This is a genomic window from Curtobacterium sp. MCSS17_015, assembly GCF_003234265.2.
In the GTDB taxonomy this organism is placed as follows: Bacteria; Actinomycetota; Actinomycetes; order Actinomycetales; family Microbacteriaceae; genus Curtobacterium.
In genome coordinates this window covers 2,989,902-3,004,308 of the sequence record NZ_CP126256.1, presented here as the reverse complement: position 1 = coordinate 3,004,308, position 14,407 = coordinate 2,989,902, and the positions used below count along the sequence as shown (strand labels likewise).

At 72.3% G+C, this 14,407-nt stretch carries 12 protein-coding genes; 9 read left to right on the top strand and 3 right to left on the bottom strand.

The window, feature by feature from the left end; all coding sequences use genetic code 11:
• Nucleotides 1–109 precede the first annotated feature (109 nt).
• Nucleotides 110–1,741, bottom strand: coding sequence for a RecQ family ATP-dependent DNA helicase (locus tag DEJ18_RS14340; RefSeq protein ID WP_111210045.1), 1,632 nt, complete (start codon nucleotides 1,739–1,741; stop codon nucleotides 110–112).
• Nucleotides 1,742–1,977: 236 nt separating this feature from the next.
• Between DEJ18_RS14340 and sucC the strand changes: the two genes are divergently transcribed.
• The 9 genes from sucC to DEJ18_RS14295 all read left to right on the top strand — a co-directional run bounded on the left by sucC (nucleotide 1,978) and on the right by DEJ18_RS14295 (nucleotide 13,507).
• Nucleotides 1,978–3,147: an ADP-forming succinate--CoA ligase subunit beta gene (sucC, locus tag DEJ18_RS14335; RefSeq protein ID WP_111210046.1), complete on the top strand. Its 1,170-nt coding sequence runs from the start codon at nucleotides 1,978–1,980 to the stop codon at nucleotides 3,145–3,147.
• A gap of 14 nt (nucleotides 3,148–3,161) precedes the next feature.
• The gene (gene sucD, locus DEJ18_RS14330; RefSeq protein WP_111079933.1) at nucleotides 3,162–4,049 is read left to right on the top strand and encodes a succinate--CoA ligase subunit alpha; all 888 of its coding nucleotides are present in this window, start codon (nucleotides 3,162–3,164) and stop codon (nucleotides 4,047–4,049) included.
• Between the two features lie 88 nt (nucleotides 4,050–4,137).
• Nucleotides 4,138–6,270 (top strand): cell division protein PerM, encoded by a 2,133-nt coding sequence (locus DEJ18_RS14325; RefSeq protein ID WP_111210047.1) that lies wholly within the window; start codon nucleotides 4,138–4,140, stop codon nucleotides 6,268–6,270.
• 65 nt (nucleotides 6,271–6,335) lie between these two features.
• Nucleotides 6,336–6,929: a phosphoribosylglycinamide formyltransferase gene (purN, locus tag DEJ18_RS14320; protein WP_111079931.1), complete on the top strand. Its 594-nt coding sequence runs from the start codon at nucleotides 6,336–6,338 to the stop codon at nucleotides 6,927–6,929.
• On the top strand, nucleotides 6,926–8,563 hold the full coding sequence (gene purH, locus DEJ18_RS14315; protein ID WP_111210048.1) for a bifunctional phosphoribosylaminoimidazolecarboxamide formyltransferase/IMP cyclohydrolase: 1,638 nt from the start codon (nucleotides 6,926–6,928) through the stop codon (nucleotides 8,561–8,563). Before purN ends, purH begins: the two co-directional genes overlap by 4 nt.
• 158 nt (nucleotides 8,564–8,721) lie before the next feature.
• A complete protein-coding gene (locus tag DEJ18_RS14310; RefSeq protein ID WP_181434152.1) occupies nucleotides 8,722–8,874 on the top strand; it encodes a hypothetical protein in 153 nt (50 codons plus the stop codon).
• 247 nt (nucleotides 8,875–9,121) lie between these two features.
• The gene (locus tag DEJ18_RS14305; RefSeq protein WP_111079929.1) at nucleotides 9,122–10,948 is read left to right on the top strand and encodes an ABC transporter ATP-binding protein; all 1,827 of its coding nucleotides are present in this window, start codon (nucleotides 9,122–9,124) and stop codon (nucleotides 10,946–10,948) included.
• A gap of 191 nt (nucleotides 10,949–11,139) precedes the next feature.
• Nucleotides 11,140–12,948: an ABC transporter ATP-binding protein gene (locus tag DEJ18_RS14300; protein WP_111080110.1), complete on the top strand. Its 1,809-nt coding sequence runs from the start codon at nucleotides 11,140–11,142 to the stop codon at nucleotides 12,946–12,948.
• Between the two features lie 103 nt (nucleotides 12,949–13,051).
• Nucleotides 13,052–13,507, top strand: coding sequence for a DUF805 domain-containing protein (locus DEJ18_RS14295; RefSeq protein WP_111079927.1), 456 nt, complete (start codon nucleotides 13,052–13,054; stop codon nucleotides 13,505–13,507).
• Here DEJ18_RS14295 and DEJ18_RS14290 read toward each other — a convergent pair.
• Nucleotides 13,504–13,902: an MGMT family protein gene (locus DEJ18_RS14290; RefSeq protein WP_111210049.1), complete on the bottom strand. Its 399-nt coding sequence runs from the start codon at nucleotides 13,900–13,902 to the stop codon at nucleotides 13,504–13,506. The two genes, DEJ18_RS14295 and DEJ18_RS14290, sit on opposite strands and share 4 nt — an antisense overlap.
• Before the next feature lie 8 nt (nucleotides 13,903–13,910).
• Nucleotides 13,911–14,363 carry a GNAT family N-acetyltransferase gene (locus DEJ18_RS14285; protein WP_111079925.1) on the bottom strand — a complete coding sequence of 151 codons (453 nt, stop codon included), beginning with the start codon at nucleotides 14,361–14,363 and terminating at the stop codon, nucleotides 13,911–13,913.
• Between the last annotated feature and the right edge of the window lie 44 nt (nucleotides 14,364–14,407).

Genomic DNA, 14,407 nt, shown 5'->3' with positions numbered 1-14,407 from the left:
CGGGTCACCGTCAGGTCATCCCCGCGGTGTCTACTGCCTGTGCTCGGGGGAGTGGAGCGCGGTCGCCGACGGGTGGTCGAGCGACCGCGCCTTCCCCCGGGGCACCGGGTCAGACGCGCTCGAGCAGGTGCCGCTCCGTCACGTCGGCGAGGGCCAGTGTGCGGTACCCGGCGGACTCGAAGAACACCGTCAATCGGTCGTCCTCGGTGCTCATCACGGTGCCGCGGCCCCACTCGGCGTGCTCCACCGGGGCGTCCGGCGGCCACTCGGCGTCGTGTGACCCGTCCGCTCCGTGCGCGTCGGCGTCGGTGGCCGTGCCCGACGAGCAGGTGTCGCAGTTGCCGCACGGCTCGGGCAGTTCGTCGCCGAAGTAGCCGAGCAGGAACTGCCGACGGCAGCCGTTCGTCTCGGCGAAGCGGCGCATCATCTCGATGCGGGACTCCTCCACCCGCTCCCGTTCCTTCGCGTGGGCCTTGGCGAGCTCGACAGCGGCGTCGGCGTCCACCGGTCCGTCCGCTGCTCGGCGGAGCCCGTCGGCATCGTCGGTCAGCGCTCCGGCGTCGACCAGGGCGTTCGCGACCCGGGCGGCGGTGCGGGCGGCGAGCCCGGAGTGCTCGGCGACCTCGGATCGGGGGAGGACGCCGTCGGCGGGGACGGCGTCGAACACGGCGCGCAGCGACGCGGGCCGGGGGGACCCGGAGGCGAAGAACCGGCGGAGCCCGAGGTCTTCGGAGCGGTAGTGCAGGGTCGCGAGGCCGACGTCGCCGTCACGTCCGGCACGGCCGACCTCCTGGTAGTACGCGTCGACCGACTCCGGCACGTCGGCGTGCACGACGAACCGCACGTCGGGCTTGTCGATGCCCATCCCGAAGGCGCTGGTCGCGACGACGACGTCGAGGTCCCCCTCGAGGAACTCGTGGTGCACGTGTTCGCGGTCCCGCACCCGGAGCCCCGCGTGGTACCCCTTCGCGCGGCGGCCGTGCTCCGTGAGCTCGTCGGCGTAGAGCATGGTCTCGGCGCGGGTGGCGACGTAGACGATCCCCGCGCCCTCGAGCCCGACCACCTGGGCGATGACGGCGTCGCGCTTCTCGTCGGCATCGCTGTGCCGCTGGACCTCGAAGCGCAGGTTCGGTCGGTCGAAACCCGTCGCGACGACGAGCGGGTCGCGCATCCCGAGCCGCTCGACGATCTCGTTGCGGACGGGCGTCGACCCGGTCGCCGTCATCGCGAGGACCGGAGGACGTCCGAGCCGTTCGACCACCTCGCCGAGCACCAGGTAGTCCGGGCGGAAGTCGTGGCCCCAGCTCGACACGCAGTGCGCCTCGTCGACCGTGACGAGGGCGACCCCGGCCTCGCGGAGCCGGTCGACGACCTCGTCCTTCGCGAGCTGCTCCGGGGCGAGGAAGACGTAACGGGCCTGGCCGGAGGCGACGGCCTCCCACGCGTCCTCGAGCTCACGGTGCGCCCGGGTGGCGTTGATGGTCACGGCCCTGGGCGCGTCCGGGTGGTCCTCGATGCCGACGACCTGGTCCTCCTGCAGGGCCACGAGGGGCGAGACCACGACGACGGGTCCGTCGAGCGCGAGGGCGGCGACCTGGTAGATCGCGGACTTGCCGGAGCCGGTCGGCATGAGGGCGAGCGCGTCGCGGCCCTCGAGGACGGCGTCGACCACGGTCTCCTGGGCGTCGCGGAGTTCCCAGCCGAAGACCTCGGCGGCACGGGTACGGAGTTCGTTCTGCACCCGATCGACGGTGCACGGAACGGCCTGGTCGGTCGCCCGGAGATCGCGTACCCCGGACGACAGGGCGGGGGTGGTGGCTGCGCGGGTGGTCCGCGTTCTCCACCGGGGCACCGCGCGTCCACCTGCCAGCGCTAGGCTCGGTCGCGGCCGTTGTCTCGACATCGAGCGACCCTCGATGTGGAGGCGCGACCGGACACCGATGCCGATCGCACGAACCGTGCGGGAAGAAGAACAGCGTGGATCTTTTCGAGTACCAGGCCAGGGACCTCTTCGAGTCCTACGGCGTCCCCGTCCTCCAGGGGATCATCGCCGACACCCCCGAGCAGGCGAAGGCGGCGGCCGAGCAGATCGGCGGTCTCGTGGTCGTCAAGGCGCAGGTGAAGGTCGGTGGCCGTGGCAAGGCCGGCGGCGTCAAGGTCGCGAAGACCCCGGACGAGGCCTTCACGCACGCGCAGGCGATCCTCGGGCTCGACATCAAGGGCCACACCGTGCAGCGCGTGATGGTGGCGCAGGGTGCGGACATCGCCGAGGAGTTCTACTTCTCGGTGCTGCTCGACCGGGCGAACCGCTCCTACCTGTCGCTCACCAGCGTCGAGGGCGGCATGGAGATCGAGCAGCTCGCGGTGGAGAAGCCCGAAGCGCTGGCCCGGGTCGAGGTGAACCCGCTGACCGGCATCAACCAGGAGGCCGGCGAGGCCATCGCACGCCAGGCCGGGTTCCCGGAGGAGCTCGTCGAGCAGGTCGCCGGCGTCTTCGTGAAGCTCTACGACGTCTTCGCGGGCGAGGACGCCACCCTGGTCGAGGTCAACCCCCTCGTGCGCACGGGCGACGGTCAGATCCTGGCCCTCGACGGCAAGGTCTCCCTCGACGAGAACGCCGACTTCCGCCACGAGGGCCACCAGGCGCTCGAGGACACCGCCAGCGAGGACCCGCTCGAGGCCAAGGCGAAGGCCCACGGCCTGAACTACGTCAAGCTCGACGGCCAGGTCGGCGTCATCGGCAACGGCGCCGGGCTCGTCATGTCGACGCTCGACGTCGTCGCCTACGCCGGTGAGCGCCACGACGGGGTCAAGCCCGCGAACTTCCTCGACATCGGCGGCGGCGCCTCGGCCGAGGTCATGGCCAACGGCCTCGACGTCATCCTCGGCGACCCGCAGGTGAAGAGCGTCTTCGTCAACGTCTTCGGCGGCATCACCGCCTGCGACGCCGTCGCGAACGGCATCGTCGCCGCGCTCGGCATCCTCGGCGACGCGGCCACCAAGCCGCTCGTCGTCCGCCTCGACGGCAACAACGTGGAAGAAGGTCGCCGGATCCTGGCGGAGGCAGCGCACCCGCTCGTCACCGTCGCCGAGACCATGGACGATGCGGCCGAGAAGGCCGCCGAGCTCGCCGCGGCCGCGGCGTAAGGAGCACCAGAGCAATGTCGATCTTCCTCAACAAGGACTCCAAGGTCATCGTCCAGGGCATCACCGGCGGCGAGGGCACGAAGCACACCGCACTCATGCTCAAGGCCGGCACGAACGTCGTCGGCGGCGTCAACGCCCGCAAGGCCGGCACGACCGTCACCCACGGCGACGTCGAACTCCCCGTGTTCGGATCGGTGCGCGAGGCCATCGACACCACCGGTGCCGACGTCTCGATCGTCTTCGTCCCGCCGGCGTTCGCGAAGGACGCCGTGATGGAGGCGATCGACGCCGAGATCCCCCTCGTCGTCGTCATCACCGAAGGCATCCCGGTGCAGGACGCCGCCGCGTTCTGGGCGCACGCCAAGGCCCTGGGCGGGAAGACCCGCATCATCGGGCCGAACTGCCCGGGCATCATCACCCCGGGGGAGTCGCTCGTCGGCATCACCCCCGCGACGATCACCGGCAAGGGCCCGATCGGCCTCGTGTCGAAGTCGGGCACCCTGACCTACCAGATGATGTACGAGCTGCGGGACCTGGGCTTCTCGACCGCCATCGGCATCGGCGGCGACCCGGTCATCGGCACGACGCACATCGACGCGCTCGCCGCGTTCGAGGCCGACCCGGAGACCGAGGCCATCGTGATGATCGGCGAGATCGGCGGCGACGCCGAGGAGCGCGCGGCCGACTTCATCAAGGCCAACGTCACGAAGCCGGTCGTCGGGTACGTCGCGGGCTTCACCGCCCCCGAGGGCAAGACGATGGGCCACGCCGGCGCGATCGTGTCCGGCTCCGCCGGCACCGCCGAGGCGAAGAAGCAGGCGCTCGAAGCGGCCGGCGTCAAGGTCGGCAAGACGCCGTCCGAGACGGCCGCGCTGCTGCGCGAGGTCATCGCCGCGCGCTGACGGCGGCACCTGTCGGACGGGAGGCTCGGTGCGGGACCCGCGCCGAGCCTCCCGTCGTGCGCGGGGTCGGGCACGTATCCTCGCTGCGATGAACCGCCTCGGAACCGCCCTCCTCGCCGTGATCGAAGCGATCGTGACGGTGGGCGTCGGCGTGGGCATCGCCCTGGTGCCGCTCACCCTGCTGTGGGCGTTCGAGTACGGCCTCCAGGTCGACTGGAGCGTCTTCTGGACCGCTGCCGGGAACGTCTGGCTCATCGGCCACGGCGTCGACGTCACGTTCACGCTGGGGTCCGCGGCCGCGAAGGCCACCGGGCTCTCCGGGGCGTCCGCGCCGATCGTCGTCACGCTAGCGGCCCTCGGGTTCGCCGTCGTCACCGCGTGGCTCGGCGGCCGGGCCGGACGTCGGTTCGCCGAGACGGAGCACCGCGTCACCGGGGTCCTGGTCGGCACCGCGGCCGTCGCCGCACTCGGCCTGCTGGTCGCCCTCACCGCCACCACGAGCGCCACCCACCCCGCCGTCTGGCAGGCCGTCGTGCTGCCCGCGCTCTGGTTCGGCGTCCCCGCCGTCGTCACCGCCGAGGTGTGCCGACGTCGGCGCGGCCTGGCGGCCGACCCGCTGACGCTCCGGGTGGTGGACCTGGTCGGTCGGGTCCCTGCGGTGTGGCGTGCCGTCGTCGGCTTCGGCCTGCGCGCCGGCACCGTCGCCACCGCGTGCGTCGTGGCGGTCGCCGGCGTCCTGGTCGGGTTCGCACTCCTCGGCTCCTTCGCCGAGGTCATCACGCTCTACGAACGCTCGCACGCCGGCGTCGTCGGCGGCATCGCCCTGACCGTCGGCCAGCTCGCGTTCGTCCCGGACCTGGTCGCGTGGGCGACGGCGTGGCTCGTCGGCCCGGGCTTCGCGATCGGCACCGGGTCGACGGTCTCGCCCATCGGCACGACGCTCGGGCCGCTCCCGGCCGTGCCGCTGCTCGGAGCGCTGCCGACGTCGGGGCACACGTTCGGCCTGGTCTGGATCCTGGTGCCCGTCGTCGCGGGCTTCGTCGCCGGGGGGCTCCTGCGTCCCCGGCTCGTCCGGACGCTCGGGCCGGCCGACTCGGCGCTGTACCGGGCGCTCGGTGGGGTCGCGACCGGCCTGGTCGCCGGCGTCCTCACGGGCCTGGTCGCCGGCCTCGCCTCGGGGTCGGTCGGGCCGGGGCGCCTGGCCGCCGTCGGACCGGACGCCCTGGTGGTCGGGGCCTTCGCCGCGCTCGAGGTCGGGGTCCCCGCGATCGTCGCGCTCGCGATCGGCAGCGACCTGGTGCGCCTGCCCGAACGGTCCTGGATCGGCGAGCGCTGGCACGAGGCCGAGGACGACGTCGCCACCGCGGACGCGAGCGACGAGCACGGGTCGCTCATCGCCGCGCTCGAGCGTGCCGGTGCCGGCCGGACCACCGACGTGCACCGGTTCTCCGTGGACGAGGTGCACGACCCGGTGACGCACGCTGCGGACCGCACGCAGACCGGGGAGCACCCGACCGACGACGACGAGGACGTGACCGTGCATGCCGGGGTCGACGCGGGCCTCCCGGTCGGTCGCACCGTCGCTCCCGGCTCCGCGACGGACACCGAGGTGCCGCTCCCGGACTGGGCCCGCACCGACGCGGTCGCCGGAGAGCGGCTCGTCGCCGCTCCGGGCGAGGACGTGCGAGCGGATGCGGCCGGGGCGGGTGGCCTCCGCGGCGCACTGCGGTCGGCGGCGAAGGGGGCCCGTGACCGCGTGGCCGGCGTCGGGGACCGTGCCGGGGGCCTCCGTGACCGTGTCGACGGCCTCCGCGACCGCGCCACCGACCTCCGGAACCGCACGACCGCGGACGACCGGGCCACCGGTGACCGGACCGCGACCGATCGGGCCGCTGGTCCACGGGACCGACCCGGCACGGACCGGGAGACCCGCAGCGGCGACCTCGGAGCGGTCGCCTCCGTCGGCGTCCCGGCCCATCCCGACGAGCAGCCAGCGTTCCCCTGGAGCACCGAGGAGTTCGTCGCCGGTCGTGACGACGTCGACCCCGAGGACGACGGGATCGACGACCCGGCACGGCCTCACTCTGCTGCGACTGACCGCCGGCAGCCGTCCGGCTCCTCCGCCTGGTCCGGGTCCGGCCGTCCCGCTGGCTGGGACACGACCGACCAGATCCCGGACGACGAACTGCCCTGGTGGCGGCGCCCGAAGGACGACGCGTAGCGATCCGTCAGGCGGCGGTGGACACCGACGCCTGACGAGCGTGCCGCCCCGCTAGGGTTGTCCCCGTGCTCGAACTGGTCGTCCTGATCTCCGGTACCGGGTCGAACCTGCGAGCCCTGCTCGAGGCGACCCGCGATGCCGAGTACCCCGCCCGCGTCGTCGCGATCGGGGCCGACCGTGACGCCGAGGGCCTGCAGCTCGGCGAGGAGTTCTCGATCCCGACCTTCACGGTGCCGTTCACGCGCTACGCCACCCGTGCCGAGTGGGGCGAGGCGCTCGCCGAGCAGATCCGCCCGTGGACGCCCGACCTGCTGGTGCTGTCCGGGCTCATGCGCCTGCTCCCGCCCGCGGTCGTGGCCGAGTTCGGGCCGTCGGTCATCAACACGCACCCCGCGTACCTGCCCGAGTTCCCGGGAGCGCACGGCGTCCGGGACGCGCTCGCGGCCGGTGTCACCGAGACCGGGGCGAGCGTCATCGCGGTGGACGACGGCGTCGACAGCGGTCCGATCCTGGCGCAGGAGCGCGTCCCGGTCCTGCCGGACGACACCGAGTCGACCCTGCACGACCGCATCAAGCCCGTCGAGCGCCGGCTGCTCATCCAGACCGTCCTCGACATCGCCAACGGACACATCGACCTGAAGGGCACCACCCCCGCATGAGCGTGCACGCCGCCGACCCCAGCCTGTACCGCGACCGGGACGTCGTGCCCGTGCGTCGCGCCCTCATCTCCGTGAGCGACAAGTCCGGCCTGCTCGAGCTCGCCGGCGCCCTCGCCGACGCGGGTGTCGAGCTCGTGTCGACGGGCTCCACCGCGCAGACGATCCGTGACGCCGGGTACGCCGTCACCGACGTCGCGAGCGTCACGGGCTTCCCCGAGTCGCTCGATGGCCGCGTGAAGACGCTGCACCCGGCCGTGCACGCCGGCCTCCTCGCCGACCTCCGGCTCGAGTCGCACGAGCAGCAGCTCACCGACCTCGGCATCGCGCCGTTCGAGCTCGTCGTCGTGAACCTGTACCCGTTCGTCGAGACGGTCGCGTCCGGAGCGGACACCGCGACCGTGGTCGAGAACGTCGACATCGGCGGCCCCGCCATGGTCCGTGCGTCCGCGAAGAACCACCCGAACGTCGCGATCGTCGTCTCGCCGTCGTCCTACGCCGAGGTCGTCGAGGCCGTCCGCGCGGGCGGCACGACGCTCGAGCTCCGGAAGCGTCTGGCGGCGCAGGCGTTCGGCCACACCGCTGCCTACGACACCGCGGTGGCCTCGTACTTCGCCTCCGACGTGGTCGCGGCCGACGGCTCCGCTGCTGCCGACGACGCCGGACGGGAGGCCCAGAGCGCGTTCCCGACGTCGCTCACGCTGTCCGCTGAGCTCGCCGACACCCTCCGGTACGGCGAGAACGCGCACCAGGCAGCGGCGCTCTACACGAGCACGGACGGCACCGGGATCGCCCAGGCGACGCTGCTGCACGGCAAGGCGATGTCGTACAACAACTACGTCGACGCCGACGCCGCCGTCCGAGCCGCGTACGACTTCACCGAGCCGGCCGTCGCGATCATCAAGCACGCGAACCCGTGCGGCATCGCGGTCGCCGCTCCCGACGCGGGCGACCCGATCGCCTCCGCGCACGCGGCCGCCCACGCCTGCGACCCGCTGTCGGCGTTCGGCGGGGTCATCGCCGCCAACCGCCCGGTCACGCTGGGCATGGCGGAGACGATCGCCGACATCTTCACCGAGGTCGTCGTCGCCCCGGCGTTCGACCCCGAGGCGCTCGAGGTCCTGTCCCGCAAGAAGAACATCCGCCTGCTCACCCTGCCGGCCGACTTCGCCCTCGCCGAGCGTGAGGTCAAGCAGGTCTCCGGCGGTTTCCTCGTGCAGGACGCCGACCGTTTCACCGCGTTCGACCAGTCCACGTGGACGCTCGTCTCCGGCGAGCCGGCCGACCAGCAGACCCTCGCCGACCTGGCCTTCGCGTGGAAGGCCAGCCGCGCGGTGAAGTCGAACGCGATCCTGCTCGCGAACCAGGGCGCGAGCGTCGGGGTCGGCATGGGGCAGGTGAACCGCGTCGACTCGTGCCACCTCGCCGTCAACCGGGCCGGTGACCGCGCTGCCGGGTCGGTCGCCGCGTCCGACGCGTTCTTCCCGTTCGCCGACGGCCTGCAGGTGCTGCTCGACGCCGGGGTCCGCGCGGTCGCCCAGCCGGGTGGCAGCGTGCGCGACGACGAGGTCATCGCGGCGGCGACGGCGGCCGGCGTGACGATGTACTTCACGGGCGAGCGGCACTTCTTCCACTGAGTCCGGTCGGCTCAGCACCCATCCAGCACGAGATGCTGGTTGCGCGCTGAGAGTCGCTGCCGATAGTCTGCAAGGCTCCGCGGCCTCCGCCGACGACCGCTCCACGGGTCGGCGGCACCGCGGACACGACGGTGACGAAGACGACGACTGGAGTGACGATGGACACGACGACCGGCACCACGGCAACGGCTGCCCGGACGGCACGGACGTCCATCGGCGGGACCACTCCCGACGCGCGACCCGCCCTGCGGGCCGTCGCGCCGTACCCGGCCGCGGGCACGCCCGTCGTCTCGGTACCGCCGACCGCGTAGGGCTGCCTCCCACAGCCACCGGGGCCGTAGCGGGCCCAGCCGGACCGAGCGCGAGGGACACGATCCCTGTCGCTCCCGACCACGAGACCCATCCGTCCTCCGACCGACGCCGCACCAGCGGCGGCGGCCGCTGACGCGAGTGGGCACCTGGCCGACCAGACCACGCAACGCAGCCCGGGCCTCCCGTCCGGACAGGGGGCAGCCCCTGGCCGACGGCACCCGGCACGAAGCACGAGGACGCACACGCATGTCCCAGGGACCCCACCGGGAACCGGCGCCGACCCCGGCGCGACCGTCCACCGCCCGCGCGATCGCGCGGCTGTGGCCCTACGTCAGGCCGTACCGCTGGCGGCTGCTCGGCGGGATGGTGGCGGCGCTCGGCGCCTCCGTCGTCGCGCTCGCCATCCCGTACGTGTTGCAGGCCCTCGTCGACGGGCCGCTCGCGTCCGGTGACGGCGCCCTCATCCTGCCCGCCGGCGCCGCCGTGCTCGCGCTCGGCGTCCTCGAGGCGTTCTTCATCGCCTCCCGTCGGAAGATGGTGATGCGACCGTCGACCCGCATCGAGGCGAGCATGCGCAACGCGCTCTACGCCAAGCTGCAGGACCTGCCGGTCGCGTTCCACGACCGCTGGGAGTCCGGGCAGCTGCTGTCCCGCTCGGTGTCCGACCTGTCGCTCATCCGCCGCTGGCTGGCCTTCGGCATCGTGCTCCTGGTCGTCAACGTCGTGACGATCGTCATCGGGTTCGCCGTGCTGTTCACCTTCGGGTGGCAGCTCGGCCTCATCTTCCTGGTGGCGTCGATCCCGGTCTGGGTGAACAGCGTCCTGTTCGAGCGGAAGTACTCGATCGTCGCGCGGCGCAGCCAGGACCAGGTCGGCGACCTCGCGACGAGCGTCGAGCAGTCGGTGCACGGCATCCGCGTGCTCAAGGCGTTCGGACGCGGGCGGTACAAGCTCGACGAGTTCGCCGAGCAGGCCGAGCAGCTGCGCGGCACCGAGATCGAGAAGGCGAAGGCGATCGCGGCCATCTGGTTCTGGCTCCTGCTCGTGCCGGACGTGGCGTTCGCACTGTGCCTGCTCGCGGGCATCTGGCTCGCCAGCCAGGGGGACCTCAGCGTCGGCCAGCTGTTCGCGTTCTTCGCGACGGCCACGGTGCTGCGCTTCCCGATCGAGTCGATCGGCTTCTTCCTCTCGATGACCTTCGACACCCGGACCGCCGTCGACCGGTTCTTCGAGGTGATGGACTCCGAGAACACCATCACGGACCCCGAGCGCCCGGAGACGATCGCGGAGCCGCACGGTGCGTTGTCGTTCAACCAGACGCACTTCCGCTACCAGGACTCCCCGCCGCAGTTCCCCGACCTCGTCAACGGCGTCGACCTGCACCTGCAGCCAGGCGAGACCATGGCGCTCGTCGGGCTCACCGGGTCGGGCAAGACGACCCTGCTGTCGCTCGTGCCGCGGCTGTACGACGTCACCGGTGGCTCGGTGACGATCGACGGCGTCGACGTCCGCGACCTCACGCGGGCCGAGCTCCGCCGCCACGTCGCGGTCGCGTTCGAGGACGCCACCCTGTTCTCGTCGAGTGTGCGGGACAACGTCCTGCTCGGCCGTCCCGACCTGACCGGTGACGACGCCGAGCGGATCATGCGCGAGGCCCTCGACATCGCGCAGGCGTCCTTCGTGGACGACCTGCCCGAGGGCGTCGACACCCGCGTCGGGGAGGAGGGGCTGTCGCTGTCCGGCGGGCAGCGGCAGCGGCTCGCGCTCGCCCGGGCCATCGCGGCGCGGCCGAGCGTGCTCGTCCTCGACGACCCGCTGTCGGCGCTCGACGTCGACACCGAGGCGCGCGTCGAAGCCGGGCTGCGCCGGGTCCTCGCGGAGACGACGTCGCTCATCGTCGCCCACCGTCCCTCGACCGTGACGCTCGCCGACCGCGTGGCGCTCATGGAGAACGGACGGGTCACCGCCGTCGGCACCCACTCGGAGCTGATGGCCAGCAACGAGCACTACCGGTACGTCATCTCGTCCCTGGACGACGACGACGCGAACGACCGAGAGGAGGCGATGGCATGAGCGACGAGACCGACCAGGACGCGCGCGTGACCGTCGACCAGGAGCCTGGGCCCACGCGGCCCGGTACCGACGCGTCGCGGAGCTTGCGGAGCGACGTGGCGGCCGAGGCCGTGGGGAGAGGATCGGTGCCGGTCGCGCAGGTCGGCACCGGCACGCAGGCGGCCGAGGCAGCAGCCCCGGTGACGGCCTCGATCACCGTGCACGGTGTCCGCGGCGAGGAGCGCGAGGACTTCAGCAAGGCCGAGAGCCGACGACTGCGGCGCCGGTCGCTGTCCCTGCTCGGTTCGCTCGCCGCGCCGCTCAAGGCCAGGCTGTGGGGCATCGCGATCGTCGTGGTGCTCTCCACCGCCGGACAGGTCGCCGGCCCGTCACTCATCGCGTGGGGCATCGACCACGCGCTCCCCGCCGTGCTCGACCGGGACGACTGGACGCCGGCGTTCCTCGTGGTGGGCTCGTACATCACGATCGCGGTCGTCGGGGCCGTCCTCACCGCCTGGTACACCGTGCTCTCCGCGCGGATCAGCCAGGCGATCCTGTTCGACCTGCGGAAGCGCGTCTTCCTGCACACGCAGCGGCTCTCGCTCGAGTTCCACGAGACGTACACCTCGGGCCGGATCATCTCGCGCCAGACGAGCGACCTCGACTCGATCCGCGAGCTGCTCGACTCCGGTCTGAACCAGCTCATCCAGGGTGTCCTGTACATGCTGTTCACCGCGGTGGCGCTCGTGCTGCTCGATCCGACCTCGGGCCTGGTGCTCGCGATCGCCCTCGTGCCGCTGTGGTTCCTGACCCGGTGGTTCCAGCAGCGCTCGCAGCAGCTGTTCCGGTCGACCCGGACGACCAGTGCGCGCGTGATCGTGCACTTCGTCGAGACGATGACGGGCATCCGTGCCGTGCAGGCCTTCCGCAAGGAGTCCCGCAACGAGGTCGAGTACGGCGAGCAGGTCGAGCAGAACCGGCAGGCGAACGCCCGCGTGTTCAACCTGTTCGGGATCTTCGACCCGGGTCTGGTGCTCATCGGGAACGCGACGCTCGCCGCGGTCGTCATCGTCGGCGGCTTCCGGGTCGTCGGCGGCTCGCTCGCGATCGGCGCGCTGCTCGCGGTCGCGCTGTACGCCAAGCGGTTCTTCGACCCCGCGCAGGAACTGGCGATGTTCTACAACAGCTACCAGTCGGCCTCGGCGGCGATGGAGAAGATCTCCGGTGTCCTCGAGGAGCAGCCGAGCGTCCCTGACCCAGCGAAGCCGACGAAGCTGCCCGACGCCACCGGCCGGGTCGACTTCGAGCACGTCGAGTTCGCCTACAAGGAGGACCGCGTCGTGCTGCCGGAGTTCGACCTGCACATCCCCGCGGGGCAGACCATCGCCCTCGTCGGGTCGACCGGTGCCGGCAAGTCGACGCTCGCCAAACTCATGGCCCGGTTCTACGACCCGACCTCGGGCTCGGTCACCCTGGACGGGGTGGACCTGCGGGACCTCGACCCGAAGGACCTGCGTCGCGCCGTCGTCATGGTGACGCAGGAGGCGTACCTGTTCTCCGGATCGGTGGCCGACAACATCGAGCTCGGCCGACCGGGGGCCACGCGGGCGGACATCGAGGCGGCGGCGAAGGCGGTCGGGGCCCACGAGTTCATCATGGCGCTGCCGGACGGGTACGACACCGACGTGAACAAGCGCGGCGGCCGGGTGTCGGCGGGTCAGCGGCAGCTGCTGTCGTTCGCCCGGGCGTTCCTGGCGGACCCGAAGGTGCTCATCCTCGACGAGGCCACGGCCTCGCTCGACATCCCGTCGGAGCGGCTCGTGCAGGAGGGCCTCGAGACCCTGCTCGCCGACCGCACCGCGGTGATCATCGCACACCGGCTGTCGACCGTCGCGATCGCCCACCGGGTGCTCGTGATGGAGTACGGCCGGATCGTGGAGGACGGCACCCCCGCCGACCTCATCGCGGGCACGGGTCGCTTCTCGCAGCTGCACGCCGCCTGGCGGGATTCGCTGGTCTGACCTGCGCGTCCCGACCCCACTCCGGCCATCGCGCCCCGTCCCGACGGGGCGCGATGGCCGTTCCCGGGCGCGATCCGGCGCACGGCCGTGGTTTGCTGGGGGGATGAGCAGCAACGACGTCCAGCCGGGAGGCGTCGCCCTGCGCGACCCCTTCGTCGGTGCCCCCTTCGCCGAGGCCGTCCGGCGGTTCTGGCGGAAGTACACGGTGTTCACCGGCCGGGCGTCCCGCTCCGAGTTCTGGTGGTGGTGGCTGACGTCGTTCGCGATCGGCCTCGTCCTGCAGCTCGTGCCGCAGGCCTTCACCCCGGACGCCCCGCTGCTCGAGAACCCCGTCGGCTCCTACCTGTTCGTGCTGTGGGCCCTCGTGACGCTCATCGGAGGTCTGGCCCTCGGCGCCCGACGGCTGCACGACGCGAACCTGTCCGGCTTCTGGCAGTTCCTGCACGTGCTGCCCGGCATCGGGTCGCTCGTGCTCTTCGTGTTCTTCCTGCTGCCGTCGAACCCGAAGGGCACGCGCTTCGACCTGCAGCCCGGTCCGGTGCCGCCCACGCGGCGTTAGCCCGACCAGCCGTCCGTGGTCGGCGACCAGCGCGCACGGCGCATGTCGAGCCTCCAGGCCGTGTCGTCGTCGACCGCGCGCGTCTGTCGGAGCGGTGTGCCCTCGGCGCGGTAGTGCTCGAGCGCACGCGCCTCGTGGCGGACCGGGGGCAGCCCGCCGGCGCGGACGACCCGCCACCAGGGCAGGTCGGCGCCCTCGTGGGCCATCACCTTCCCGACGGCACGGGAGGCGCGGGAGCCGAGCACGGCGGCGACGTCGCCGTAGGTCATGACGCGGCCGGAGGGGATGGCGCGGACGACCTCCGCGACGGCGGCGCCGAAGTCGTGCGCGGCCGCGTCCAGGGTGTCTGGGTCCGCGTTGCCATCGCCGTCTCCGGCGGAGGACGGTGCCGACACGGCGCTGCTCAGAGCGTCAGGGCTGCGAAGTGGTCGCCGTACTGGGTCTCGCCGATCACCTGGAAGCCGATCGCCTCGAAGAACGCCGCCGGGCTCCCGGTGCCGGGCTCGTAGACCACGGTCAGACGCTCGAAGCCGCGCTTGCGGGCCTCTTCCGCCAGACCGTGCACCGCGAACCGGCCGACGCCGCGGCCCTGCGCGTTGGCGGCGACGTTGACGCGCCAGATGCAGCTGCGCAGTTCCTCCTGCGCGTTCTCGGCGTCGAAGCTGCCGATGATGAGGCCGACGACCTCGTCCCCGTCGAGGACGACCCGGGGCCAGGACGCACTCGGCTTGACGTCCGACTCGGCCTGCGCGTAGGAGGTCGGCTGGACGAACTGCTCCTGCCCCGGCTTCAGCGTCAGCGAGTTGGCCGCTGCGGCGGTCGCTGCGGAGAGTTCTTCGAGGCGGAGGTCCGTCATGTCGGTCAGGCTAACGGTGCGAGCGGGTGAGAAGCCAGCGGTGC

Bases quoted from the DNA above. Each gene is read 5' to 3' on its own strand.
- DEJ18_RS14305 (WP_111079929.1), top strand. From the start codon at position 9,122: ATGTCCCAGGGACCCCACCGGGAACCGGCGCCGACCCCGGCGCGACCG.
- DEJ18_RS14295 (WP_111079927.1), top strand. From the start codon at position 13,052: ATGAGCAGCAACGACGTCCAGCCGGGAGGCGTCGCCCTGCGCGACCCC.
- sucD (WP_111079933.1), top strand. From the start codon at position 3,162: ATGTCGATCTTCCTCAACAAGGACTCCAAGGTCATCGTCCAGGGCATC.
- DEJ18_RS14310 (WP_181434152.1), top strand. From the start codon at position 8,722: ATGGACACGACGACCGGCACCACGGCAACGGCTGCCCGGACGGCACGG.
- purH (WP_111210048.1), top strand. From the start codon at position 6,926: ATGAGCGTGCACGCCGCCGACCCCAGCCTGTACCGCGACCGGGACGTC.
- DEJ18_RS14325 (WP_111210047.1), top strand. From the start codon at position 4,138: ATGAACCGCCTCGGAACCGCCCTCCTCGCCGTGATCGAAGCGATCGTG.
- DEJ18_RS14285 (WP_111079925.1), bottom strand. From the start codon at position 14,363: ATGACGGACCTCCGCCTCGAAGAACTCTCCGCAGCGACCGCCGCAGCG.